General features: G+C 56.4%; 17 protein-coding genes. 5 read left to right on the top strand and 12 right to left on the bottom strand.

Features of this window, described 5'->3' with window-relative positions; all coding sequences use genetic code 11:
• Positions 1-56 precede the first annotated feature (56 nt).
• The 12 genes from NTX71_04900 to NTX71_04845 all read right to left on the bottom strand — a co-directional run bounded on the left by NTX71_04900 (position 57) and on the right by NTX71_04845 (position 19,272).
• A complete protein-coding gene (locus tag NTX71_04900; protein ID MCX6339241.1) occupies positions 57-2,090 on the bottom strand; it encodes an alkaline phosphatase family protein in 2,034 nt (677 codons plus the stop codon).
• Between the two features lie 2 nt (positions 2,091-2,092).
• Positions 2,093-4,192, bottom strand: a complete 2,100-nt coding sequence (locus tag NTX71_04895; protein MCX6339240.1) for an alkaline phosphatase family protein — start codon at positions 4,190-4,192, stop codon at positions 2,093-2,095.
• Positions 4,193-4,389: 197 nt separating this feature from the next.
• The gene (locus tag NTX71_04890; GenBank protein MCX6339239.1) at positions 4,390-5,766 is read right to left on the bottom strand and encodes a sigma-54 dependent transcriptional regulator; all 1,377 of its coding nucleotides are present in this window, start codon (positions 5,764-5,766) and stop codon (positions 4,390-4,392) included.
• Between the two features lie 183 nt (positions 5,767-5,949).
• Positions 5,950-8,019 carry an ATP-binding protein gene (locus NTX71_04885; GenBank protein MCX6339238.1) on the bottom strand — a complete coding sequence of 690 codons (2,070 nt, stop codon included), beginning with the start codon at positions 8,017-8,019 and terminating at the stop codon, positions 5,950-5,952.
• Between the two features lie 287 nt (positions 8,020-8,306).
• Positions 8,307-10,136 (bottom strand): glutamine--fructose-6-phosphate transaminase (isomerizing), encoded by a 1,830-nt coding sequence (gene glmS, locus NTX71_04880; protein ID MCX6339237.1) that lies wholly within the window; start codon positions 10,134-10,136, stop codon positions 8,307-8,309.
• A 78-nt stretch (positions 10,137-10,214) separates the two neighbouring features.
• The gene (gene nagA / locus NTX71_04875; protein ID MCX6339236.1) at positions 10,215-11,402 is read right to left on the bottom strand and encodes an N-acetylglucosamine-6-phosphate deacetylase; all 1,188 of its coding nucleotides are present in this window, start codon (positions 11,400-11,402) and stop codon (positions 10,215-10,217) included.
• A 78-nt stretch (positions 11,403-11,480) separates the two neighbouring features.
• Positions 11,481-12,854 carry a bifunctional folylpolyglutamate synthase/dihydrofolate synthase gene (locus NTX71_04870; GenBank protein ID MCX6339235.1) on the bottom strand — a complete coding sequence of 458 codons (1,374 nt, stop codon included), beginning with the start codon at positions 12,852-12,854 and terminating at the stop codon, positions 11,481-11,483.
• Positions 12,814-13,734 carry an acetyl-CoA carboxylase, carboxyltransferase subunit beta gene (gene accD, locus NTX71_04865; GenBank protein ID MCX6339234.1) on the bottom strand — a complete coding sequence of 307 codons (921 nt, stop codon included), beginning with the start codon at positions 13,732-13,734 and terminating at the stop codon, positions 12,814-12,816. The genes NTX71_04870 and accD overlap by 41 nt, the downstream gene beginning before the upstream one ends.
• A gap of 62 nt (positions 13,735-13,796) precedes the next feature.
• On the bottom strand, positions 13,797-15,230 hold the full coding sequence (gene gatB / locus NTX71_04860; GenBank protein ID MCX6339233.1) for an Asp-tRNA(Asn)/Glu-tRNA(Gln) amidotransferase subunit GatB: 1,434 nt from the start codon (positions 15,228-15,230) through the stop codon (positions 13,797-13,799).
• 360 nt (positions 15,231-15,590) lie between these two features.
• Positions 15,591-17,051 (bottom strand): Asp-tRNA(Asn)/Glu-tRNA(Gln) amidotransferase subunit GatA, encoded by a 1,461-nt coding sequence (gatA, locus tag NTX71_04855; GenBank protein MCX6339232.1) that lies wholly within the window; start codon positions 17,049-17,051, stop codon positions 15,591-15,593.
• 41 nt (positions 17,052-17,092) lie between these two features.
• Positions 17,093-17,380 (bottom strand): Asp-tRNA(Asn)/Glu-tRNA(Gln) amidotransferase subunit GatC, encoded by a 288-nt coding sequence (gatC, locus tag NTX71_04850; protein ID MCX6339231.1) that lies wholly within the window; start codon positions 17,378-17,380, stop codon positions 17,093-17,095.
• A 104-nt stretch (positions 17,381-17,484) separates the two neighbouring features.
• Positions 17,485-19,272 carry a M28 family peptidase gene (locus tag NTX71_04845; GenBank protein ID MCX6339230.1) on the bottom strand — a complete coding sequence of 596 codons (1,788 nt, stop codon included), beginning with the start codon at positions 19,270-19,272 and terminating at the stop codon, positions 17,485-17,487.
• 279 nt (positions 19,273-19,551) lie between these two features.
• Here NTX71_04845 and NTX71_04840 point away from each other — a divergent pair, with 279 nt between their 5' ends.
• The 5 genes from NTX71_04840 to NTX71_04820 all read left to right on the top strand — a co-directional run bounded on the left by NTX71_04840 (position 19,552) and on the right by NTX71_04820 (position 25,818).
• Positions 19,552-19,854: a type II toxin-antitoxin system RelE/ParE family toxin gene (locus tag NTX71_04840; GenBank protein ID MCX6339229.1), complete on the top strand. Its 303-nt coding sequence runs from the start codon at positions 19,552-19,554 to the stop codon at positions 19,852-19,854.
• Positions 19,844-20,932 carry a HigA family addiction module antitoxin gene (locus NTX71_04835; protein MCX6339228.1) on the top strand — a complete coding sequence of 363 codons (1,089 nt, stop codon included), beginning with the start codon at positions 19,844-19,846 and terminating at the stop codon, positions 20,930-20,932. The genes NTX71_04840 and NTX71_04835 overlap by 11 nt, the downstream gene beginning before the upstream one ends.
• Before the next feature lie 89 nt (positions 20,933-21,021).
• Positions 21,022-23,934, top strand: coding sequence for an N-6 DNA methylase (locus tag NTX71_04830; protein ID MCX6339227.1), 2,913 nt, complete (start codon positions 21,022-21,024; stop codon positions 23,932-23,934).
• Between the two features lie 48 nt (positions 23,935-23,982).
• Positions 23,983-25,008, top strand: a complete 1,026-nt coding sequence (locus NTX71_04825) for a hypothetical protein (protein MCX6339226.1) — start codon at positions 23,983-23,985, stop codon at positions 25,006-25,008.
• A 183-nt stretch (positions 25,009-25,191) separates the two neighbouring features.
• On the top strand, positions 25,192-25,818 hold the full coding sequence (locus NTX71_04820; protein MCX6339225.1) for a hypothetical protein: 627 nt from the start codon (positions 25,192-25,194) through the stop codon (positions 25,816-25,818).
• The last annotated feature ends 121 nt before the right edge of the window (positions 25,819-25,939 follow it).

Here is a 25,939-nt window from a genome sequence, read left to right as displayed (position 1 = left end):
CCTCCACCTATCGTCATGTGGCGCGCGTCCCACGTTCCCGTTACTTGCTTCTCGAATTACTGATATGGCAGCGCCCGCAATTCCTCCCTCGATCCCCCGCGTCGCCCCGCTTCCGGGGCACCCTCAAAAATACTCGTCCCGACCATGTCCGCCGGTTTCGAGATCCCGAACTCAGCCAATATCGCCGGCGCAATGTCATACAGGTGTGGTTGCGCCAGCTTGATTTTTTTGCTCGCGAAAAGGATCCCTGGAACTATCTCCGTGGCGCCGCAGTGGTCCCCGCTCCACTTTTCCCTGCTGACCGTGAGGAGGTCAGCCGTGACGTCTCCGAGCGCGCTCTCCCATGAGGTGCGATATCCCCAGTCGTACCCCACCAGGATATCAGGGGCCCTGCCGACATGCGGCCCGGAATACACCTCCGTGGCGAGGTGCGCTCGCCGGACCACCCTTTTTCCGTTCTCCGGGTCAGTCGCCTTCTCAAGTTTCTCCTTGAGCTCCTTGCGGAGGGCTGATGCCTCATCACCCGGCTCGACGATGCCGTACTTTTCCCTCCCGCGGAGGTTGATATAGAGCGAGTTCAGGCCGAGGGCGTAGGCCCTTGTCCGCCCCCAGTCGATATTCTTGAAAAGCGACCCGGCCGTCGCATTATCCCTCAGGACAAGATACCCGTTCCTCAGCAGCCAGGTGTTGAGGCTGAACGCCTTGTAGTATGGTGAGAACCCGTGGTCCGACATCACGATGAGCGTCGTCTGGTCGTCAAATCTCGCGAGGACCTTGCCGACTGTCCGGTCCATCTCCTCATAGGTATTTTCGATGACATCCCCGAGCCTCTCCCTCGCCGCGGCGTCGTACACGGGGTGGTTTTTGTCCCGGAGATGCCAGAAGATGTGTGTCCCGAGATCGGTGCTCGAGTAATAATAAAAAAAGAAACCCTTCCTGAATTTCGAGAACAGGCAGTCAAAGAGCCTGTGGTTCTCATCGAGGACCATCCGGAACTGCGCGTAGAACTCGTCCGTGGTGAAGGTGCCATTGGTCAGGGTCTTGGTGTTTTCCGGCATCCCCTGCGTGTAGAAATAGCCGACGTCATCGGCGATCCCCCTGGCATACCCCGTGGGCGTGTCAATGGGCAGGGCGGGACATGTGGGGTCTATATTGATGGGGGTCACGTAGAGCCTGAAGTGCGGAGAGACCCCCTTCAGATACATCCGGCAGATCCCCTTCACGGGAGAGACCAGCGGCATCCGCGGAAAACTCAGGACGATCCAGTCGCTCCACTCACCCTGCGAGAGGAGGACGCGCTGACCGGGGAGGTCTATCCGCGCCACTCGGTGTTCCTGGTCCACCCAGGCGGTGAAGTCAATTTCAATCTTCGGCGATCCTTTCTTATAGGTGTTGCGCGGCCCGGCGATCGATGAGCGAACGGCGCCATCAGCGATGTGGACCAGAGTGAATTCCGCCCCTGATGGGTCCTTTGGGATATCGCCGGCGTTCGTCGTGTAGTACTGGTAAATGCCGTAGGTGCCCATCAGGTCGGGAGTTCCCATGCCCGAGACGCTCTTCGCGCCGCACTCGACGGGCGGAAAATTCGACGGAATCCTGAACACGATTGCGGGGATTCCCGCCTCAGTCAGGTACTCCCAGAACGCCCTGCCTTCTCTTTTCAATATCACGGAGCCGCTGGAGATCGGCATGATATACTCACCGAGCTTCAGCGTGCGCCTGGGTGGAATCGTCTCTGATGTCGAGAGGTAGGGAAGGTACGTGGCGGGGTCCCTGTGGATGAAATCGAATACCGCGTGCCCCCCGGGGTTCTTCCCGGTGATAAAGTTTGACCACGCCACGGGGCTCTGGGGCGGTATGCTCGACCAGAGGTTTTTGAAATCCCCCATCTCGCTCAGCCTTTTAAAGTTCGTGAGTTTGCCCTTCGCGAACATCTCCCGCACGATCCTCGGGTCCATGCCATCAAACCCGAGGACGATCACCTTCTTCTGCCCCGGCCACTCCTTCCGATGGCCGCAGCCGGGTTGGACCAGGCAGGCAAGCGCGACGGCGCCGAGGATAAACACCCTTTTGATGATTGCATTCCCCATTTTCACACTTCTATCTCCAGAGCCTTCCCATCCATGTATCCGGGGGGCGCTATCCCGAAGAGGTCGAGGATCGTGGGGGCGATATCCAGTATGCGGGGTTCGGGTGATCTGATCTTCCGATTGCAGAAGAGCACGCCGGGGACGAACCGGTGGTCAATGCAGTGATCCGCGCTCCACGCCCGCTCATTGTCCGCAATGATCTCAGGGGTGACCTGACCGGTCACCGACTCCCATGACGCCCTGTAGCCGGGATAGTAGCCCACGATCAGGTCGGGGGCATTCTCCACGTACGGCCCGCGATAGATCTCCCGCGTATCATAGAGGGCGGCGATCGCGGCGCTGCCCGTCGCCTCGTCCCTGAGACCAGTAAGCTCCTGGGTGAGCTCCTTTTTTACTGCGCCGGCGTCGCGCGCGTCAACGATACCCTGCGCCTCCCTCCCATTGAGATTCAGGTAGATGCCCGCGAGGCCGAGGGCGTACGCCCTCGTCTTCCGCCAGTCAACGCCGGCGAACCATTCCCCGTGCGTCGTGGCGCCTTCTTTCAGGCTGAGGTAGCCGTTCTTGAAGAGCCATGTGTTGAGATTGACGCCCCGGCGGAACGATTTGAAGCCATGGTCGGAGAGAACGATCAGCGCATCACCGTGATTCAACTCCCCCATCACGCGGCCGACGAGTTCATCCATCCTCTTATAGAGATCTTCTATGATGGAGGGGCGCGGGGGTTCGCCCTTCGGAAGGGCAGGATGATTCATGTCGCGGTAGCGCCAGAATTCGTGCTGGATGGCGTCGGTGGCGTCAAACACGCAGCAGAGCACGCCCCGATTCAACTGCCCCATGGAATGGAAAAATATTCCTTCGAGCTCGTCGTGCATGCGGTACGCCTGCTGGAGGAACGCATCGTCGGTGAGCACCTTCTCATTGAGGGCCCATGTGTCCTGCGGCAAACCAAGCGTCGCATAGGGCCCTACAATCTTGCTCAGATACACGGAGTATATCAGAGGGTGAGAGAGGGGGAGGGACGGCTTTTCAGGGTCAATGTGTATGGGGGAAAGGTAGAGCTCAAGAACGGGCGCCGCGCGTTTCAAGAAAAACTGGGCAATCCCCATGATCTTCGTCGCAAGCCCCGCCCTGAATCTCAGAGAAATCCACTCCGACAATTCACCCTCACGGAGATTGCAAACCGCGCTCCCTATCCCGAGTTTCGCGGATTTCCTCTGCCTGTCAATGGCGATCTTCAGGGGGATCTGAAGATCACGGCCCGCCCTGAACGGATCTCTCGGGCCGGAGATGAACGTGTCGAACACCGGGCCGCTCCCGTCGAGCCTCACGAGAAAGCCCCCCGTGTACGTCGCTTCGCGCGGCGCCCGGTTGGTATAGAACGCGAAGGTCCCCTGAGAACCCTTGATATCCGGGGCGCACAGACCCGAGAGGAGCAACCCCTTGAACTTCTCCGGCGGGAAGGTAATCGGAACCTTGAGTACGATGCCGGGGATACCGTGATCGCCGAGGATCTTCCAGAATGGGACGCTCTTTCGCAGCATCTTGATCCTCGGCCTCCCGAGCGGGAGCCTGTACCTCCCCAGCCTGATCGCCCGGTTTGTTTCCGTAATCGCTGCTGAGGAGAGGGAAGGAAGATATGTTCTCGTGTCACGGGTGAGAAAATCAAAGATGTTATGCTTCCCCGGGTTGACGCCCGTCATGAACGATGACCAGGCGACCGGCGATATGGGGGGATTCGTCGTCCGGAGGGGCGAGAAGGAACCCTCCTGGCGCAGTCGCGAGAGGTTCGGCAGTTTCCCCTCGTCTATGTAGGCGACCGCGAGCTCGGGATCCAGGCCGTCAAGGCCGACGATGATCAGCCGGCCGACGCGCGCGGAGGAGAGCGCCTTTTTCGAACGCAGCTTTCTCACGAGGAGCCTCACCGGGAAGGTGAGCAGGACAATGATCGCAAGGAAGATTCCCCCGAGGATAAAGATGAACGAACTCAGAAAGGCGAATCCAGCCCCCGGGCCAATGTACCCGAAGGCGAGCGAGGGGATCGAGAGAACGCCTGCGACGACCGCGGCTGCGACACGCGCGAAGCACTTCCGGGATACGCTCATCAGGACTAAGGTTCCGCCGTACGTGATTGGAAACGCCATTGCCGAGCGGGATTTTTTGCAGGAACAGCTGCGGCATCTTCCGCCATGAGGCGAGGGGCGTTACCCATCAGCACGCAGTCAGCCATCACGCACAATAAATTCTTTTTCATCCCTATGCTATTGTGCGGGGGAGTCTACCATAGCCTCCGGAGCCCCCACTACACAATTCCATACTTCTTCAGCTTGTACCAGAGGTTCCGCTCGCTGATCCCAAGGAGCTTCGCGGCGCGGGCCTTGACGCCATCGGATTCCCTCAATGCCTTTCCGATCATCTCCCTCTCGAGCGAGGAAACCGCCCCATCAAGATCGCCGCGCAATCCCGCCCGGGGAGCGGAAACGCCCGTGGGGCTCTCGGGCGCCCCGTAGGCGATCTCCGGCGGCAGATCATCCAGGCCGATCCGGCCTGTGGCGTTGAGCGCCACCGCCCGCTCGATCACGTTTTCCATCTCGCGCACGTTCCCCGGCCAGGCGTAACCGCCCAAGGCCCTCAGCGCGTCCTCCGAGGGCGGCGCGACTTCCTTCCCCCACTCACCCGAATACTTCCTGGTGAAATACTCAGCCAGCGGCGGGACGTCCTCCGCCCTCTCCCGCAGCGGGGGGACCACTATCCATACCACGTTCAATCGGTAGTAGAGATCCTCGCGGAAGGTCTTTTCCTGGATCATCCTCTTCAAATCCTTGTTCGTCGCGGCAATCACGCGCACGTTCACGCTGATCGTCTCGGTGCTCCCCACCTTCTCGAACTCCTTCTCCTGCAGTACGCGGAGGATCTTGGCCTGGAGCACCGGTTCCATATCCCCTATCTCGTCAAAGAAAATGCTGCCACCGTCGGCCTTCTCGAACCTCCCCGTCCGCTCGACCTCAGCCCCCGTGAACGCTCCCCTCACGTGGCCGAATAGTTCGCTCTCGAGGAGCGTCGTGGGGATCGCCGCGCAGTTAACGGCGACAAACAGCTTATCCCGGCGGACGCTCTTCTCATGGATGGAGCGCGCAAGGAGTTCTTTGCCGGTGCCTGTCTCCCCGTACAGGAGCACCGACGCATCCGTGGGGGCGAGCCGGTCAATGAGCGCGTGGATCTCCTGCATCTTGGTGCTCCGGCCGATGATCTGCTGGGCCTCGCGCTGCTGTTTCAGCTCCTCCCTGAGGTACACATTTTCCCTCCGCACCTTCTCAAACTCAAAGACCCTGGAAATCACCACCTCGATGCCGTCGATGTCGAAGGGTTTGAGGATATAATCGCTCGCGCCCTGTTTCATCGCTTCCACGGCGCTCTTGATAGTCCCATAGGCGGTCATGATCACCACGGGCATCTTCAGCTCCCTCCGCCTCATCTCCACGAGGAGGTCAATCCCGCTCATCCCCGTGGGCATCTTCAGGTCCGTGATCACCAGGTCTACACGTTTGTGGCCGAGGATCCTCAGTGCCTCTTCGGCGTTGTCCGTCTGGAGCGATTCGTAGCCGATCTTATCGAGCATCATCTCCGCGAGCCGGAGCATGTTGCGTTCATCGTCAACCACCAGTATTCGTTTTTTCATCTTCAACATCCTCTATTCATCCACCGCGGATCGATACTGATATTGAAACAGCGTTTCATTTCACTTCACCCATGCTCTAACTCCGTGTTCTCCGCGCCCCTGCCTGCCGGCAGGCAGGTCCGTGGTGAAACTGGTAATCTGCAATCAATTCGCAATCATCCGCGCACATCCGCGGCATATCACCTATGCCACGGGGAGCACGACAGCGAAGGTGGTCCCCTTCCCCGGATTGCTCTTTACCTCCAACCGCCCACCATGGCTCTCAACAATCCTGTACGCGATCGCGAGCCCCAGCCCCGAACCGTCGTCTTTGGTGGTGAAGAAGGGATCAAAAATGCTGTCCACTATACGCGCATCAATCCCCTCGCCGGTATCGGTCACACCCGCCCACACCGCCTCCCCCTCGTCCATCCCCGTGGCGAGCGTGAGGCGCCCGTGCTTCGGCATTGCCTGGATGGCGTTGATGATGAGGTTGAGGAAGACCTGGCAGAGCTGCTCACGGTCCCCCGGAACCCCCGGGAGGTCATGAGTGTATTCCCTGACCACCTCCATGTCCTGGAGACGATGCTGCGGGCCCACCAGTGCGAGCGCCCTGTCCATGATATCGTTGATTCCGCACGGCTCGATATTCGGCTTGGAGGGTTTCGCAAAGTTGAGCAGGCGGGTCACCACGCGGTTGAGGCGGTCAACCTCCTCGATCAGGAACCCGGCCAGCTCGTAGTTCTGCTCCCCCTCTTGGCAGCTCCGCTTGATCATATCCGCGGATGTTTTCATGATGCCGAGGGGGTTGCGTATCTCGTGAGCGACACCCGCGGCGAGCGTTCCAATGCCCGCAAGCTTCGCCGACTGGAACAGCTTTTGCTCCAGGGCGACCTTCTCGCTGATATCCTTCGCGTACTCGATCACCTGCACCACCCTCCCCTCTTCCTCCTGGAGGGGGAATATGTATAGCTGCATATCTTTGACCTTCTGACCCGGAGCACACCAGCGGAGCTGCCCGACGGAGGCCCTCCCGTCCCTGAAGGTGCTTTCAGCGGGGCAGCCCGGGCAGGGGGAATCGCTCCCGTTGTATGACCGGTAGCAGGCGCCGCCGATGAGCTCGCCCTCTCCCCGTTTCACCATCGCCGCAATGCCCGTGTTGGCGTTGACGATGCGGTACTCCCTGTCAATTATCGAAATGCCGTCGGAGATACCGTCAAAAAGGCGCCTCAACTGCTGATTGGACTGTTCCAACTCCCGCGTGCGGTCACGAACCTTTTCCTCGAGGGCTCCGTATGAGGCCTTGAGCCTGGAGGCCATGGTGTTGAACCGTGAGGCAAGCTCCTCCAGTTCGTTGCCTGTTTCCAGTTTCAGTCGGTGGTCAAAATTGCCCTCGCCGATAAGCCTCGCCCCCCGATCCAGATCCAGGATGGGCCGTGAAAAAGAGCTGGAGAGATACAGCGCCAGGACGAGACCACAGGTGAGGATGATCACCGCCCCCACCCGCATGAACTTTCCCGCCTGGCGGTCGGCCAGGGCCGCCATTTCAACGGCCATCATCCCCTCTCGCTGAGCGATCTCCCGTATCTCGCCGATCTTCTCGAGCGCGTGCTCCTTGGCCCTCATCAACTGCAACGAGAGCTCCCTCAGGCGAGATTCCGATTCGGATATTGTCGCACTCAACAGCTCAAGCTCTTTGAGCCGCTCCTGCGCGTCGCGCGTGCTCACCCCGAGGAGATCCTCGAGGGCATTCAATTCGCCCCCCGGGGTCCCCTTTTCAGCGCGCGCGCCCTTCTTATCCATGGCGCCCTTCACCGTCGAGACCACATTCTGGATGAGCTTATGGCCCTGTGCCCCTTCGATCTTATCCGCAAGCGCCAGAATTTCTCTGGAGCTCACGTCAATCGTCTTCAGCTCGGCCTTGAGCTCGCTGATCTTCTTCGCCTCCAGGCCAGTCCCTCCGTCTCCGCGGGGGCTCTTACAAAAGAGTTCGAGCGCTTCAACCTGTCTCCTGTAGAAGCCCACGAGCTGAATAAAGGTGGAACGGCGGGCTCTCTTCCCGGAGACCAGATAATCCCCCAGCGCGGTCACTGCCCTGTCTATCGTCGCCTGCAGATCGGCGACAAGGCTCTCCTTCTCCTGCACGCAGACGAGCTGCCGGTTGCTCTCGCTCATGATATGAATTGAAACGAGCGCGAAGACGATCAGCGCGACAATGAGGGCAACCATCGCCATGAAACTGAGCAGCATCTTGGTTCGTATGCGCATCTTCATAAGGAAAAACCCTAAATCCTAAACACGAAACTCTATACAAATCCAAAATACAAAATCAAACTTTATTAAATGGCGCCGTCCTGGTTTTGAGAATTTGAGTTTTGTGTTTGTTTCGGATTTATGTTTAAGAATTTCAATAAAGTTTGAGGTGAGCACCTGATTGACCCCGCCCGGCGGGGTTAATCAGAGAAATCAGGTGCTAAAAAAGTTGTTTTAGCTTACTTTAGAGTTTCGTGTTTCGAGTTTTTTATGGCCCGATCACCTGGGTGCTCCCCCGCGGCGGGAATCTATTCGACGGTCACGCTCTTTGCGAGGTTCCTGGGCTTGTCGATATCACAGCCGCGCAGGCGAGCAACATGATAGGCGAATAGTTGCAGGGGCACCACGTTAATAATCGGGGAGAGCTCTTCCAGCGTTTCGGGCACGTAGATCACATCCTCGGCTATTTCCTTAATATCCTTATCCCCTTCCGTCGCGATCGCGATAATCCTCCCGCCCCGTGCCTCTACCTCCTTCATATTTGAGATCATTTTATCATACTTGTCGCCCCTGGTGCACAGGCAGACGACGGGGAACTCCCGGTCAATCAGCGCAATGGGTCCGTGCTTCATCTCGCCCGCGGGATATCCCTCGGCGTGCAGATAGGATATCTCCTTGAGCTTGAGCGCCCCCTCAAGGGCGTTCGGATAGTTGAACCCGCGCCCGAGATAAAACGCGCTCCGGGCTCCCGCATATTTCGGGGCGAGCGCTTTAATCTGGGATTCTGTCCCGAGGGCGCGCTCGACTTTCCCCGGGAGCGCTTCGAGCTCCGTGATGAGCCGGCGCGCCTCCTCCGCACTGATCTGGCCCCTCAGCCTCCCGACATAGATAGTGAAGAGCACCATTGCGGCGAGCTGAGCCGTATACGCCTTGGTGGAGGCAACACCTATCTCAGGCCCTGCCTGCGTGTAGATCACCCCATCGCTCTCCCGGTCAATGCTGCTGCCGACCACGTTCACGACCGAGATGATCGTGCACCCCTCCTCCTTGGCCATGCGGAGGCTCGCGAGGGTGTCCGCCGTCTCTCCCGACTGGCTCACCGTCATCACCAGCGTATTCCGGTTGAGCTTGGGGCTCCGATAGCGGAATTCGCTCGAATAGTCAACCTCCACCGCGAGATCGGTGTGGTGCTCGAGGAAATAGCGCCCACCCATGCCGGCATAGCACGCCGTGCCGCAGGAAATGATAAACACCTTGTGGAGCGATCGGATGGTCTCCTCGCCTATATTCACCATCTCCAGCGTCACGCCCGTCCTGTCCGGACAAATCCGCCCGAGGAGCACGTTTCTCAACGCGGTCGGCTGCTCGTAAATCTCCTTGAGCATGAATGTCTCAAAACCGCCCTTTTCCGCCTGCTCCAGCGTCCACTTGATCGTGAGGGGGGCACGGGTGATTTTTTTCATGCCGAGGTCGTAGATATCCACACTCCCCCTCGTCACCCGCGCGACCTCATCGTCCTCGAGGTAAATGACCCGCTTCGTATACTCGAGGATCGCCGGAACATCAGACGCGATGAAATGTTCCCCGTCGCCGATCCCTACCACCAGCGGGCTCGCCTTGCGCGCCACCACGATCTCATCGCGGTTCGCCTCCGCTATCACCGCGATCGCATAGGCTCCCTCCGCCTCTGAAACGGCCCTCCGTACAGCGTCGAGGAGATCGCCCCTGTAATACTTCTCCACAAGGTGCACCAGAACCTCGCTGTCTGTCTCCGAGGTGAACGTGTGGCCCTCGCCCCGCAGCATCGTCCTCAGCCCGGTATAGTTCTCAATGATGCCATTGTGGACCAGGGCAAGCCTGCCTGTGCAATCGGCGTGGGGATGGGAGTTGGGCGTATCGGGCCCCCCGTGTGTGGCCCAGCGCGTGTGGCCGATCCCTACATGCCCCCCGAGGGGACTGCGCTTCAACAGCTCGGCCAGGCCATCGAGCCTGCCCTCCTTCTTACAGACCCTGACCCTGCCGCCATCGATGACCGCGATACCGGCCGAGTCGTAGCCCCTGTACTCAAGCCGATACAGACCCTTGAGGATTACCTCCTGAGCATCTCGTTCTCCGACATATCCCACGATACCGCACATGGCAACCTCGTATCAGGTTATTGGTTGAGGGTTGAGGGACCATCTACGTAAAACCATCCAACTCTCAACACTCAACTCTCAACAATCAACCAGTTCCAGTGTGTTATATGCGATCGCGCCATTGATAACAGTCGTCTTAACTGCCAGATCGTCGTCAAAAATCACCACGTCCGCATCGTTTCCTCGCGCGAGCCTCCCCTTCTGCCCATCGAGCCCGAGAACACGGGCGGGATTGATCGTGGCGAGCTTGACGATTTCATCGAGGGGGGCGCCGGTGTACCTCCGCATATTCATGATGGCTCTGTTCATGGTGAGAATGCTGCCGCAGAGCGTCCCATCGTCCAGGTGGGGAGCCCCATCGCGCAACGACGACCTCCGCTCGCCGATCACGAACTCGCCCGCGTCCATATCGAGCGCGTTCATACAGTCCGTGACGAGCACGATCCCCCGTGTCCCCTTGAGCATCAGCGCCATCTTCACCATGAGCGGGTGGACATGGATCCCATCCACGATCAGCTCGGCGGTGACACGCTCGTCCACCAGCACGGCTGCCGCGAGGCCTGGATCCCTGTGATGCAACCCGCTCATCCCGTTGAAAAGATGGGTCGCGTAGCACACCCCCGCCGCGAACGCATCGTCCGCGCCCTCCAGACTGGCGTTCGAATGCCCGACAGCCGGCACGATCGCCCTTTCTTTAAGGAGTTCGATGAGCTCCCTGCAGCCCTCAAGCTCGGGGGCCAGCGTCACAATTTTAACGCAACCGCCCGCGAGATCCAACAGGGCGCTCAACTCGTCCCTGTTGGGCCTCCTCAGATGGTTCACCGGATGCGCGCCGCGCCTCACGGGGTTGAGGTATGGACCCTCGAGGTTGATCCCCAGGATGTTCTCTCCCCCGCCGGCGGCGATCAACTCCCGGAGACACGTGATCCCTTTCCCGATGGATTCCAGCGGCGCCGTGCCGAGCGTCGCGAGGAGGCCGGTGGTGCCGTAACGGGCATGCGCCGCCGCGATCCGCGTAACCCTCTCCCGTCCGCCCTCAAGGAAGTTTCCGCCCGCAGCACCATGCACATGGAGATCAATGAAGCCCGGGCTCACATAGTTGCCCCGGGCATCGATCAGCTTTCCCTCCGGCGCGGGCACTGCCTCCCGTGGCCCGACATGAGCGATCCGCCCCTCACGGAGGATGACCATTCCGTTCTCAATGATTCCCGGATCAGCGATGAGCCTTCCGCCGACTATCGTGAGTGAATCTTCTTTCTCAGTCACGCGAGACCTTTAATTCAATGGTATAACCGTGGATCGAGCGGATTACTGCTGATTACCATTGATGAGAAACATTGTTCTTCAGGCTTTACACTTTAAGCTTTCGACTGTATTAATACTCATCGCTTCGCCCACAAGGTAGGTTGAACCGGTGAGAAAAATACCGTCTGCCGTATTTTGGGAAACTATTCTCTGCGCGAGAGAGAGCGCCTCGCGAAGATCTCCCGCCGAACGCACCACCGCCCGTGTCCGCGCGCGACATGCCCGCGCGACCTCCGCCGGCTCCGCCGACCTTGCGCTCGGCACCCTCGTCGCGACCACCGCCGTCGCGAGCGGGGCGAGGGCCTCGCATATCTTCGGGATGTTCTTATCCCTCAGGATACCGAGCACCAGGCACCATCGCCGCCCGGCGAAAATTTCCCTCACGGCGGCCGCGACCGCTCTCGCCGCGGCCGGATTGTGCGCGCAGTCCACGATGAACAACGGCTCGCGGCAGAGTGCCTCGAGCCTCCCCGGCCACCGCACCGCGGCAATCCCCTCGCGCACAGATTCTTGGGATAGTACCGCCCCCCGCCTCTTCAGACCTTCAACGACTCCGATGGCCACCGCGCAGTTCGACAGCTGGTAGTGTCCCGCGAGCGGCAGGAATATATCGTCGTACGCACCGCATGGCACACTCATGCGGAGGACGCTCCCCTCGGGAGATTGTCGGATCAATGAGTACAGTATATCATCTCCAATTTTCACGAGGGTAGCCCCTTTTTCCCGGCAGCGCCGCACGACCACCTCCCGCGCGGTCCGCCGCATCTCGCCGCACACCACAAATGCCCCCCGCGTAATGATAGCCGCTTTCTCCGCCGCGATTGCCGAGAGCGTGCGCCCTAACTGCGCCTGGTGCTCCAGCCCGACAGAGGTGATGGCGACGACAGGGGCGGAGACAACGTTGGTCGCATCCAGTCTGCCGCCGAGACCGGTCTCCAGTATGGCGTAGTCCACCGCCTCCTGCGCAAACACGCAGAACGCGAGCGCCGTCATGAACTCAAAATAGGTGGGCGAACCGCAGGGGGATGCCGCGAGCCGCTCCGCATGCGGGATGAGCTCCGCCGCGATCCGCTCCACCTGCGCTTCGCCCACTTCCCTCCCGCACACCCGGATCCTCTCCCGGTATGAGACCAGATGCGGCGAGGTATACAGGCCCGTCCGATAGCCGGCCGCGCGCAGCACCGACTCGACCAGCGCGCAGACAGACCCCTTGCCGTTCGTCCCCGCGACGTGGATGCAGGTGAGCGAGCGGTGCGGAGCGCCGCACCGTTCGAGGAGGGCCTCGATGCGCTCGAGGCCGGGCCTCATGCCGAAGCGCTCGAGGCTCGAGAGGTACGCTTCGCAGGGGGTCAGCGTTCCGGGGATACCATCGTCACGGTGCGGCATCTGGTGATGAGGGATTGGTGACCGCATGCGAATCCCCTCTCCGCGGGCCCGGCGGCGGAACCATTCCGCTCGTGAACTTCGGCGCATTGAACAGACTCAGGATTCTCATGAGCGTGCCCTTGAGTTCCCGTCGCCCCGCGATGAGTTCAATCATGCCGTGCGTGAAGAGGAATTCCGACGTCTGAAATCCCCGGGGGAGATCCTGCTGTATCGTCTGCTTGATCACCCGTGGGCCGGCGAACCCGATGAGGGCGCCTGGTTCCGCAATAGTGATATCGCCGAGCGACGCGAACGATGCCGTGGTGCCGCCGGTGGTGGGGTTTGTCATCACCGAGATGTAGAGCAGGTGCCCGGCGTCGAATCGGGCGAGGGCCGCGCTCGTCTTGGCCAGCTGCATGAGGCTGAGCGCCCCCTCCTGCATCCTGGCTCCACCCGATGCAGAGATGATGATCAACGGGATGCGCTTCTCGAGCGCCAGTTCAATGAGCCTGGTGATCTTCTCGCCGACCACCGACCCCATGCTGCCCCCCATGTAGGTAAAATCCATCGCCGCGAGCGCCACCGCGAAGCCGCCGAGCGATCCTATCCCCGTCACCACCGCCTCGGGGATCCCCGCCTTCTTCTCCGCGATCACCTGCCTCTTGGGATACGGGACCGTATCGACAAACTTGAGCGGGTCCCTGGGCCGCATCGCCGCATCAATCTCGAAGAACTCCCCCTCGCCGAAGAGCGTCCGGATCCTCTGCCAGGCCGGCAGCGGGTACAGGTAGCCGCACTTCGGGCACGTCTCAAGGTTTGACACCACTTCGCCCCGGGTGACCAGCTCCCCGCAGCTTTTACACTTCATCCACAACCCCGCGGGGATATCTCTCTTTTTTACCTTGATATGCTTGCTGAATAAGCGCACGGTAACCACAGCCTAAAGTAGAAGGTTTAAAGTGTAAAGATATTATGCACCAAAACCGATTCCTAGCCCAGTTTTTCCCGCAATACCCGGTTCACCACCTGGGGATTCGCCTTCCCCCCGGTCGCCTTCATGACCTGCCCCACGAGGAAACCGATCGCCTGCTTTTTCCCGCCCCTGTAGTCCTCCACTGACTTTGGATTCGCCGTGATGACCTCCCCGGCGATCCGCGCGAGCTCTCCCTCGTCACTGATCTGCGTGAGGCCCCGGGAGGCGACGATCTCCCCCGCTCCCCTGCCCGTGCGGAACATTTCTGCGAAGACCTCCTTGCCGGTTGTGGCGCTGATGGTCCCCGCATCGACAAGCCTGAGGATCTCGACGATCCCCTCCGGCCTCACCCCGCATTCCCTGAGCGGCAGATCGCGCTCCTTCACCATCCTCAACATCTCTCCCATGATGAGGTTGCTCGCCGCTTTCGCGTCCGCGCCCGCCTTCACGCACGCCTCGAAGTAGTCCGCCAGTTCCCTCTCCGCGGTGAGCACCTCGGCGTCATACTCGGGAATGCCAAATTCAGCGATACAGCGATCGCGCCGTTTCAGGGGGGATTCCGGCAGGCTGTTTTTAAGTTCTTCCACCCAGGCACCATCGACCACCACCGGCACCAGGTCGGGCTCGGGGAAATAGCGATAGTCGCGCGCCTCTTCCTTGCTGCGCATGGGGTGCGTCATCTCGCTGTCCGCCTCCCACAACCGTGTCTCCTGCACGATGCGCTCCCCATCGCCGAGAGCCCGCTCCTGACGCTCGATCTCGTAGGCGAGCGCCTTCTGCACGGCGCGGAAGGAATTCATATTTTTCACCTCCGTCTTCACGCCGAGCGTTTTCGCCCCCGGCGGACGGATTGAGACGTTCGCGTCGCACCGGAGGCTCCCCTTTTCCATATCGCAGTCGGAGACGCCGAGGTACTGGAGCACGCGCTTGAGCGCCTTGAGGTAGGCGAACGCCTCCTCCGGCCCGGCGATGTCGGGCTCGCTCACGATCTCGAGCAGCGGGATGCCGGTCCGGTTGAAGTCAACCCCCGATTCGCCACCCGCGACCTCCGAGTGGACGAGCTTGCCCGCGTCTTCTTCGAGGTGTACGCGCGTGATGCCAATCGTCTTTCGCCTCCCGCCGAGATCCACCTCGAGCCCCCCGCCGACGCAGAGCGGCAAATCGTACTGTGATATCTGGTAGTTCTTCGGCAGATCCGGGTAAAAATAGTTCTTCCTGTCAAACTTGCTGAACGTCGCGATGCGGCCGCCGAGCATCAGGCCGGTGAGCACCGCGTAGCGGAGGGCGGTCTCATTGAGGACCGGCAGCGCGCCGGGCAGCCCCATACACACCGGGCAGACCGACGTGTTCGGTTCGGCCCCGAACGTCGTGGGGCATCCGCAGAAGACCTTCGAGCGCGTCTTCATCTGGACATGAACCTCGAGCCCGATCACCGCTTCGTAGTCAGCCATAGTCAATGCTCTATGTGAGCCACAGATGAACACGGATAAACACGGATGAACACAGATAAAACTCCTGTTTCACTTCTTAACCACTGAAGACACTTATTACTAAGAGTACAAAATAGGTTACATTGTCATTGCGAGGAGTCCCGGCGAGCCGGGACGGCAATCTCAACTCCTTGCAGAGCAAGAGATTGCTTCGTCCCGCTCAGCGGGACTCGCAATGACAATTCTGGTCGATAGTAAACAATCAAGTGTTCCCATTAGTAATTCACTGAAAAACTTCCCTTTCTGTTTCAGTGTATTCAGTGCCCTCAGTGGTTATCCCCAATAATCTATACTCTGACTCCGTGGTGAAACTTTACAGTACTACAGCGGCGGGCGCTTCCTGTGCCAGTCAGTGGCGCTCTCGTACGCGTGGGCGACCCGCAGGAGCGTCCCCTCGTCAAAATGGCGGCCGATGAGCTGAAGGCCGACGGGGAGCCCCGTGGAGGTGAAGCCGCAGGGGATTGATATCGCCGGGACACCCGCGAGGTTAATGGATATGGTGAAAATGTCCGAGAGGTACATCTGGAGCGGATCGGCGAGCTTCTCCCCCACCTTGAACGCCGCCGTCGGGGATACCGGGGTGGCGAGCAGATCGCACGCGGCGAATGCCTTGTCAAAATCGCTTTTCAAAAGCGTCCGCACCTTTTGCGCCTTGAGGTAGTAGGCCTCATAGTAGCCGGAACTGAGCACGTAGGTTCCCAGCATGATTCTCCGCTTCACCTCATCGCCAAATCCCTCTGACCTCGTGCGCTCGTACATATCGAGGAGGTCCGCCGGCTTTGGCGCCCGGTACCCGTACTGCACGCCGTCATAGCGCGCCAGGTTCGAGCTCGCTTCCGCCGTGGCAATGATGTAGTAGGTCGCCACCGCGTATTCCGTGTGCGGCAGGCTCACGTCAACAATTTCCGCTCCGCCTGCCTGCATCTGTGCGACTGCTTTCTCAACCGCCGATTTCACCTCCCGGTCAATCCCCTCGACAAAATATTCCTTCGGGATGCCCACACGGATTCCGGACATCCCCCCTTCTATGCCGCCCACCATGCCTTTCAGCGCCCGGTTGACCGAGGTCGAGTCGCGCGGGTCGTGGCCCCCGATCACTTCGAGGAGGAGGGCACTATCGCACACGCTCCTCGCAATCGGCCCGATCTGGTCGAGAGAGGATGCAAACGCCACCAGTCCGTACCTCGACACGCATCCATAGGTTGGTTTGAGCCCCGCGACACCGCACAGCGATGCCGGCTGCCGGATCGATCCCCCCGTGTCGGAACCGAGCGCGGCGGGCACCTCCCTCGCCGCGACCGCGGCAGCCGATCCGCCGCTCGACCCCCCGGGGACTCTCTCGGTGTCCCATGGATTCCGCGTGATGCCGTAGCATGATGTCTCCGTCGACGAGCCCATGGCGAACTCGTCCATGTTCGTCCGGCCGAGGAACACCGCGCCGGCAGCGCGCAGGCGCTCGATCACGGTAGCGCTGTAGGGAGATACGAACCCCTTGAGGATCCTCGATGAACAGGTCGTCGGGCGGCCTTCGACGCAGAGATTGTCCTTGATCCCGAGCGGAACCCCCTCCAGCGCGCCCGGATGGTCGCCTCTCGCGATGCGCGCATCTGAAGCCTCCGCCTCGGCGAGGGCCTTCTCCTCATAGACCTCCACGAATGCGTGGATCGAGCCCTCAACCCGCTTCGTCCGCTCCAGACAAGCGGCGACGAGCTCTCGGGAACTCAGTTCTTTCTTTTTAATTGCCGCCGCGGCTTCACACACCGTCAGTTCAATGAGATCCATACTATGGGCCTCTGCCAAGAAGTCCCTCAACTCTCAACCATTTACTCGATAATCTGCGGCACCTTGACGAAGCCTTCTCCCGATCGGGGCGCCAGTTTGAGGATTGCCTCCCTCTTCAGGGACGGTCGTACCTCGTCCGGCCGCGTCACGTTCTTAACGGGCAACACGTGAGCGGTGGGGTCCACCCCTTCAGTTTTCAGCTCATTCAGCTTCTCGACATACTCCACAATCTTCGCCAGCTGTGAAGCGAACTTCTCCTTCTCCTCTTCGGAGAACTTCAGTCTGGCCAGCCGCGCAATATATTCCACGTCTTTTCTGGTGATTGCCATGCGTTTCTCTCGAATTGATTTAAGGAATAGAGATGGGCAACGTCATTGTATCACATCCACCATGCAGACCAAGCATTTCCTAGAACTGGGGTGGTGGCGCGTGCTCAGTGGAGAATGATTGGCGCCCGGCCGAAGGCAATAACGTAAGGAGTTGAGGTGGTAAGCTCAGAGAGGGAGGAGACAGGCGGTACCTTGCCCGCATCAACGGCGGCGGAATAAAAAGTGTAGGTACCGGAACGCAATGCGGGGAGGGTGACGTTATTATAAATGGTCGCCGATTTCGGCCCCTGAAGGGCGGGCGTGCCACGGTAAAGAGGCGTTACTCCATGCGTGTGACTCCCGTTTAAAGATACCGTATACACGCCGTACGGCGTATCCGCCGCAATATAAAAATCGAATGGCCTCAGGATGTTGCCCTGGACGGTGAGCCCTAACGTGAAGCGCTCGCCGGGAGTGAGAGACTCGGGCTTTGCTTCAAATACCAGCGAGGGCGGCGGGGTCGGGCCCGGCGTTGGTTCCGGCGTCGTCGTTGGCATCGGTGTTATCGATGGAATCGGCACTGCCAGTCTCGCCATCGTCCCCACTGCCGCCTTTACGTAATTGGTCGCGTAGGGGAGGTTGCAATGAACTCTCTTGTCATTCAATGAGTGATAATCCGGATTGAAATCACTACCATTATCCTCGATGCCAAGGATTGCAGGATATCCCGCGTCCCAGAAGCTTGAATGGTCGCTCCAACCCGAGGAACCTGAAGTGAACTTGACCGGCGAAAGGGCAAGAGAGTACGTGTTAATTGTGTTTAAGAGAAGGTCTCCGAGCGCCCCTGACTCCGGACGTGTGCCGCAATATATCTCGGCCCGGCCGTCCAAATCAGCATCATACGATATCATGTCAAAGTTGAGCGCTCCCAGAATGTTGTCTCCCGCCGCGGCGCACTGCTGCACATAAGCGTAGCTCCCCTCCAGCCCCTGTTCCTCTCCTGTGAAAAGGACATAACGTATCGTATTCTCAAAGGCATAACGACTGAGGATGGACGCCGCGATGAGGACGGCTGTCGACCCGCTCGCATTGTCATCAGCACCAGGGGCAATAGTGGGATAGAGGACACCGTTGATAGTATCATCGACGTGTGCGCATACAATGTAGATATTCCCTGAATTGACAGCCCCAGTTTGTACCGCCACGACATTACGGCATGTATAGCCGCTCCCCGCAAAGTCTTGATAGGTCACGTTCAGACCCTGCCCCTGAAAATATTCATAGCTGTATTGTGTTGCCTTTTCTATCGATGCGGTCATGCGTGAATGCCGCGTGAGAATTGTGTATGGCAAACCTCCGATAGTGACGCTGTTCTCCCCGCTGAGGTTGCCTATCCAGTTGTAAACGCCCGATTGATTCACCAAATCTATTATCTGCTGGATGATAGGGTCCTGTGCAGCAGAGGTCTGGCGCGGCGACAGGGGGGGCGTGACGCCTTTGAATCTGACCGTCGGCCTTATGGCCCTGATCTCCATCCCCTCGCCGATAAGGAAATCAGCGCTTCCCTGATCGGCCATGATCAGTGCGACACGCGCATCACAGAGCAAAACAGTTGAGCATCGGTCGAGGAGAGAAGAATCTATTCCCCGGCGGGACGAGACGATAAAAAGCTTCTGCCCGGATCCCGGCGTTTCAATCCTCCCATACCGCTCGCCAAGACCGGAAATTGCCTCTTCCCGCGCAGGCGCCGCGCTGACGATAACCACCTCACGATCCCCCATCCAGAAGCTCGTCCACACCTGGATATCAGAGGGGATTGGCCCCGGGGACTCGATAAAAAAGAGGATTTCGCCTTCCTGGAGAATTGTGGCCGCACCGGCAGGAATGAGAGAGCCCGAACAGGAAAGCCACAATATGTATATACACCACCCTCCTACACGAGTGTTCACACTACCAATGTACTCTGTCCTGGAGATGATGTCAAATCGGGGGAATAACCCTAAATGGCGGATTTGCAGGGGTCGCCTGCCGGCGGGCAGGGATTCATCCGACCCGCGGGTATTAATCGGCCTGGGTAATAAATTGTCTTCACCCCAGGGGCGAATAATATCTTGACAATTTTCCATGGGTGGGGTATGTTATTGTTATTCACCCTTAAGGTGAATATTGTCTAATCGTGGCGGAGACAAAGCGTGCAGGTAACGTTCAGGAACAGGAAGCTGGAGAAATGTTATGTGAAACATAAGCACGCCATCCGGGCCTGGGGTGACGCGGCGGGCCGTAAGTATGTGGAAAGAATTAATGTTGTTCAGGCAGCAGCAGATTTACAGGAACTACGCAAGCTGCCGGCATTAAAATGCCATCCGTTGAAGGGTGATAGAGAAGGGCAATATGCAATTTCACTCACGGGTTTCTATCGCCTGATTTTCACTGTGCACGGGGAGCATCTTGAGGTTGTACGCGTGGAGGAGGTGAGCAAGCACTATGACGACTGAAAGAATGATTCATTCTGATCTGGCAATACCGCCGGGCGAGTATCTGGCCGAGGTGTTAGAGGCTAAGAGAATCAGCCAGGCGGAGATCGGGCGACGGATGGGGCGACCGGCGCAGGCGATTAACGAGATCATAAAGGGAGAGAAGGCCATTACGCCGGATACGGCGCTTCAGCTAGAGCGCGCTTTGGATGTGCCTGCGCATATCTGGACAGGACTAGAGGCGCAATATCAACTAGTTATGGCGCGACAAGATGAAGAGAAACAATTAAAACAGGACTTACCATTACTGGCTCAAATTCCATACGCCGATCTCGCTAGAATGAAGCTTGTCAAAATGGCAAAGGACAAGATTGGAAAGGTTCGCGAACTGCAACGTTTCTTCGGCGTTTCCTCTCTCAAAAATATGCCAGACGTAAAAGCGTACAGTCCTGCTTTTCGCTTTTCTCAGAAAAAGCAAGCATCGCCTTATGCGCTCGCCGCATGGCTCAAATGCGGGGAGATACGAGGGCGCGAAATAGCAACAAAACCTTATGCGAAAGAAGCTCTGAAGTCAAAGATCGCGGTCATACGTGGGCTTTCCTTGAAGCCGCCGCATGAATTTGAACCCGAGCTCAAACAGTTCCTTGCCGAGTGCGGCGTGGCATTGGTAATGCTGCCGCATCTCTCGAAGACGTATGCTAATGGCGCGACATTCTGGATTTCGTCAGGGAAGGTGGTGCTTCTGATGAGCATTCGGGGAAGCTGGGCGGATATCTTCTGGTTCAGTTTTTTTCATGAATTGGCTCATATCCTCCTGCATGATAAACGAATGATATTTATTGAAGCAGGAAATTTAAACCCTGAACTTAAAGAACAGGAACAAGAAGCCGACCGCTTTGCCGCCAATCAATTAATTCCTCCGAAGGCCTATGATGAGCTCAGAAAATCGGTTTTTTCTAATCCTCAAGCTATTCAAGGAATCGCGGAGAAGACAGGTGTTCATGCAGGTATCGTAATCGGGAGGCTACAATATGATAAACTTGTTCCACAGAATTCAGCACTGAATAAGCTGAGAACCAGATTCACTTGGTCGGAATAATGCGCGTTTCCTGATGTTGGCTGGATTAAGAAAGGGATCGTGAGGAACTGTACGTCTACCTTTGCTATTATCAGGTTGGTTTTTATTCAATGACTTATACCCCTTTCGATATCGCTTTTGGTAAGGTCAAGGATCTTGTTGCCACGTTCAAGGCAAATGAGGCGCGCTATCTCTCCCCGGACTACCAGGAAGCGGAGGCACGGAAGGACTTCATCGACAAGTTCTGGATCGCGCTCGGCTGGGACGTGAACCACGACGTTCAAACCAATCCCTACGAGCAGGAAGTCAAAGTCGAGCGCGGATTGAGCGCCGGGGGACAGCGCCGCGCCGACTACGCTTTCTTCCTCGCTCCCGATTTCCGCGACGCGCGTTTCTTCGTGGAAGCAAAGAAGCCCGCGGTCCAGATCGGGACAAAAGAGAATCATTTCCAGGTTATACGCTACGGCTGGAACAGCAAAACACCCCTGGCGGTACTCACCGATTTTGAGCAGTTCCATATTCTCGACTGCCGCTGCAAGCCCGACATTTCGACTGCGCTGGACCGAGCCGTGGCGAAGTATCATTATTCACAGTATTCGAACCGGGACGAGTTTGCCAGGATTTACTGGCTCTTTTCCCGGGAGGCCGTCGCCGCCGGATCGTTGGAGAAGCGAGCCGCCGAACTTCGCGAGCCCCGTGGGAAAGCCGCTAAACGCAGCCTGTTCCCCGGCGGTTCCCAGAGCATTGATGAATCCTTCCTCAAGGAACTTGACGAACACCGCACCGCGCTGGCGCATGCCTTTAAGGACAGGAATCCGCGCCTCGACAGCGAGACGCTGACCGAGATCACTCAGCGCACCCTCGACCGCCTTGTCTTCCTGCGCTTCCTCGAAGACAAGGGCATCGAACCGCACCGCCACATGGAAAAGTTCTGCGAGAAAAGCGGGGCGTGGGAGCATTTCATCACCGCCTCGCGCCGGCTCGACGGCATCTACAACGGCATTGTTTTCAAGCAGCATGCCATCCTCGACGCGCCAAACTTTCATGTGGACGCTGACGCCTTCGCCGGCGTCTGCAATAGCCTTTCGCATACCAACTCGCCCTACGACTTCAACGCCATCCCTATTCATATACTTGGATCAATTTATGAGCGATTCCTCGGCAAGGTCATCGTCGCCACCGACAAACGGGTGCGTGTCGAGGACAAACCAGAAGTCCGCAAAGCGGGCGGCGTCTACTACACGCCGGAATATATCGTCCGCTACATCGTCGAGAACACCGTCGGCAAGCTCATCGCCGGCAAGTCGCCCGATAAGATCGCGGAGATGAAATTTGCCGACATCTCCTGCGGCAGCGGCTCGTTCCTGCTTGGCATCTATGATCTGCTGCTGAGATACCACGGCAATTATTATAACGCTCACCCCAAAAAGGCCCGGAAAGGAGACTGTATCGAGCACGACGGCAAACGATACCTCTCGCTCCGCAAGAAACGCGAAATCCTACTCAATAACATATACGGCGTTGACATTGACGCCCAGGCCGTCGAGGTCTGCCAGCTCTCGCTCTATCTGAAGCTGCTCCAGGACGAAACCACCGCCAGCGCCCACGAACATCAGATGGAATTCCACGAAACCCTCCTGCCGCCGCTCAATAAAAACATCGTCTGCGGCAACTCCCTTATCGGCACCGATATTCTGGAGGGGCAACTCTTCCCCGGCGATGAAGAACGCAAGCTGAATCCCATGAATTTCGAGGATGCCTTCCCCGAGGTCATGAAGCGCGGTGGGTTCGACGCTGTTGTGGGTAATCCACCGTATGTTTTCGGGCGTGACTGGAAGGCGCTAAACATCAATGATGAGCATAAAGCTTACTTCAACAGGAAGTACACGGCATCTTCCTACCAACTCGATATGTTTTCGCTCTTCATGGAGAGAGCTTCTTCCCTTACGAAGTTTGGAGGAAGAATTGGACAAATTGTGCCCAATGTTTGGTTGACCAATACTTATTCTTCGACAACCAGAGCCTTCATTCTTTCACGGGCGCATGATTTGTGTATCGCTGTGCCCCCTAGTGATGTCTTCGCAGGCATTACCGTGGATACGGTTGTCTATACGTTGGAGAAAGCACAGAGATCGGGAGACTCATTCGATGTTAAGGCTATCAGGGACGGAGCATTGGAACCTATTTCAACATACGAAACTGCGAAATATTTGGACGGCCATCGTCCTATATCTACCGCAATCACACCTCAGAGCGCGGACTTGGCAGAGCAGATTAAGCAACAGAATATTGAACTTGGTAGAATTGCCGAGATCACGCGCGGCGTTCACTCATACAGACTCGGTGGCTACGGAAGATCAGCCTTTGGTTCAGGACCACAGACCAAACGCGATTTGGCGGAACGTCCATACCATAGCCCAAAAAAGAAACCCGAATACCGGCCATTCGTTTATGGGTGCGACCTCCATCGGTTTACCCCGCCTCATGCAACTGAGTATGTCAAATATGGACCTTGGCTGGCAGAACCGCGCAACCCGGAGTTCTTTTGCGGTGAGCGTGTATACTCACGGAAAATTCTCGCCGACCGCCTTGTTGTAACCGTTGAGACTACAGATTCGGTCGCCGACCAACAAGTCTACATCACAAAACCTACCCCGGGCTCTTTGAGCGCGACTTTCCTCGCCGGTATTCTTGGAAGTCAGCTCATCGCTTTTTTTATTCGCTCCTATTACGACGAATCAAACCAAGCATTCCCCCAGATTAAAGTTACTCAATTAAAGGCGCTTCCCATTCCCAAGCTGAATCTTTCCGACCCCGCCGACAAATTGCGACACGACCAGATGGTGCGGTTGGTGGAGGTGCTGCTGGAGGCAAAGAAGCAATTGGCAAAGGCGAAGACCGATAAGGATAAAACCTACTACGAGAACAAGTGCGCCGGCCTCGACCACCAGATCGACCGTCTTGTCTATGACCTCTACGGCCTCACCAACAAGGAGATTGCTATAGTCGAGGGGCATGGTTGATCACCAGCGAATATATTTTTTCGATAGGATATATTGGAAAGACGCATTATGATTAGTGAGAATTCTGTTGCCAGTATTATTCATTTCAGATATGCACGTATTGAATCCTCTCAGTCAAGTATTTCATTAGATTGGAAGGGCATTCCTTTTAAGCTTTGTATGCTGCAAAAGAATAAATTACCGGCTACATCCATCAAGATCGTATATCAGGAAGACACGAAAATTAAAGATCTTTGGCTGTTTTATTGGCTTTCTGTTTATTTCGGGGAAAGATTTTTCGTTTCTTCTAACGATCATGATACAAGATGGAATGGGACAAGAGGAGTATTTCCCCTCGATAACGCCAATCTTATCCAATTCTTACATAAATGCGAACGAACACCATTTAACTCATATCCTTTGTGGAAAAAAGAATTATTCGAGCTTTCTCTCTTACACTATATGGTCGCCTTGAAGTTAGGAGTTAATTTCTTTCCTTTAACGATGGTTTCTTTTGCGACGTCAATAGAAATTCTGCAGTCTATGTATATTAATAAAAGGAATCAGGATTGTAGCCTGGGTACGGGAGGCATTAATAGACTGATTCATAAAAGACTGAATCCAGCAGCACGACCTAATTTCGCAGCCTCTACTCGAGACGCAAAAAACCAAGTAATAAAGGAATTGGAACTCTTGCGAAGATTAAGGAATATTGTTGGAGCGCATTCCTTTATCCACATACAGAAAGATAGGATAGATCTAATACGGTTACTTCGGCAATGGTATATAAGGGATGGTTTTAGCAAACAATTTGCAAATGGGAGTTTTCGAAGTTCGCGATTACTTGCAGATTTGCATATGGAAGCTTTTGCTTTATATAAACTTGGGTTAAGACTAAACAGACTTCTTTTTTTCTATTATCTCGGATACAAAATATCTATTCCTTTTGCATCGCATGACTGGAGGATTAGTGGTAATTCTCCTATTTTTAAAGCGTTCCAAAATCTAAGCACATCAAATCAAAATGGTGCGGTTGTTGGAGACGATCCTATGGGCGAAGAAACAGTTCGCCAAAGCAAAGACCGACAAAGATAAAACCTACTACGGAACAAGTGCGCTGGCCTCGACCACCAGATCGACCGCCTCGTCTATGACCTTTATGGCCTCACCGAGGGGGAAATCGTAATAATCGACATAACTCGATGACATGTATTTTATTTTAATGGGAAATTATAGATAGGATTGGGAAATAATCAGAGGATAAATGGAAGACTAGAAATGTACACTTCCGGAAGAGCAGTTTCGAGTAGTTGCGAATTAATGCTTAAAACAGCACTTGAAGAGTTAGTTTTATCATTTACTCTTGAATGGCTTAAGGTAAATGGAAGTAATCCTGTTCAAATTCTTTGGAAAAGAAACGATTTTTTAGCATCCACTGAAATAATACTCTTAGGATGCAGTATCAAAAAAATAAAAAACATTGATCTCAAATGGGTCATTAAAACAATTGAAAAGATAAAGACCGATGACGCAAATAATAGGAAAGGAGCAATGCTTGAGGTTATCATAGCTGCTGCGTTACATAACCCACCTAATCAAATAGTCAGTTTCCCCGCAATAAACAATCCGGGATATGATTTAATTATAAATTTACCCGACAAATCTAAGATATGTTTATCAATTAAAAATTATGGCCGCTCGAAACATTCACAGAATATTGTAGATGAAGCACAGGTTATTGAAGAAATAGTTAAAATGTACATCAGAAGTGAACCTAGCCAGATATTTATTCATAAATTTAATACCTATCCTATACAAAGTGACTGGAAATTTTTAAAAAATTATTTGCTTGGCATCCCTAATAATAGAATTGAAAATATTTGGGATCACTGCTGTCCAAGATAAATGACTTTTCGGTGGACCCCCCTCAAATATAAGGGCTAAAACGGCGTTTTGGACGATTTTGCGCCTGGTTCATTTTGAGGTCTCAGAAAATGCTGTCCAAGAAATCAGTCCCAAAGATCGA

The sequence above is a fragment of the Candidatus Auribacterota bacterium genome, from assembly GCA_026392035.1.
In the GTDB taxonomy this organism is placed as follows: domain Bacteria; phylum Auribacterota; class Tritonobacteria; order UBA1439; family UBA1439; genus JAPLCX01.
The sequence above is the reverse complement of the archived record's forward strand: the minus strand, read 5'-3'. Positions and strand labels throughout refer to the sequence as shown.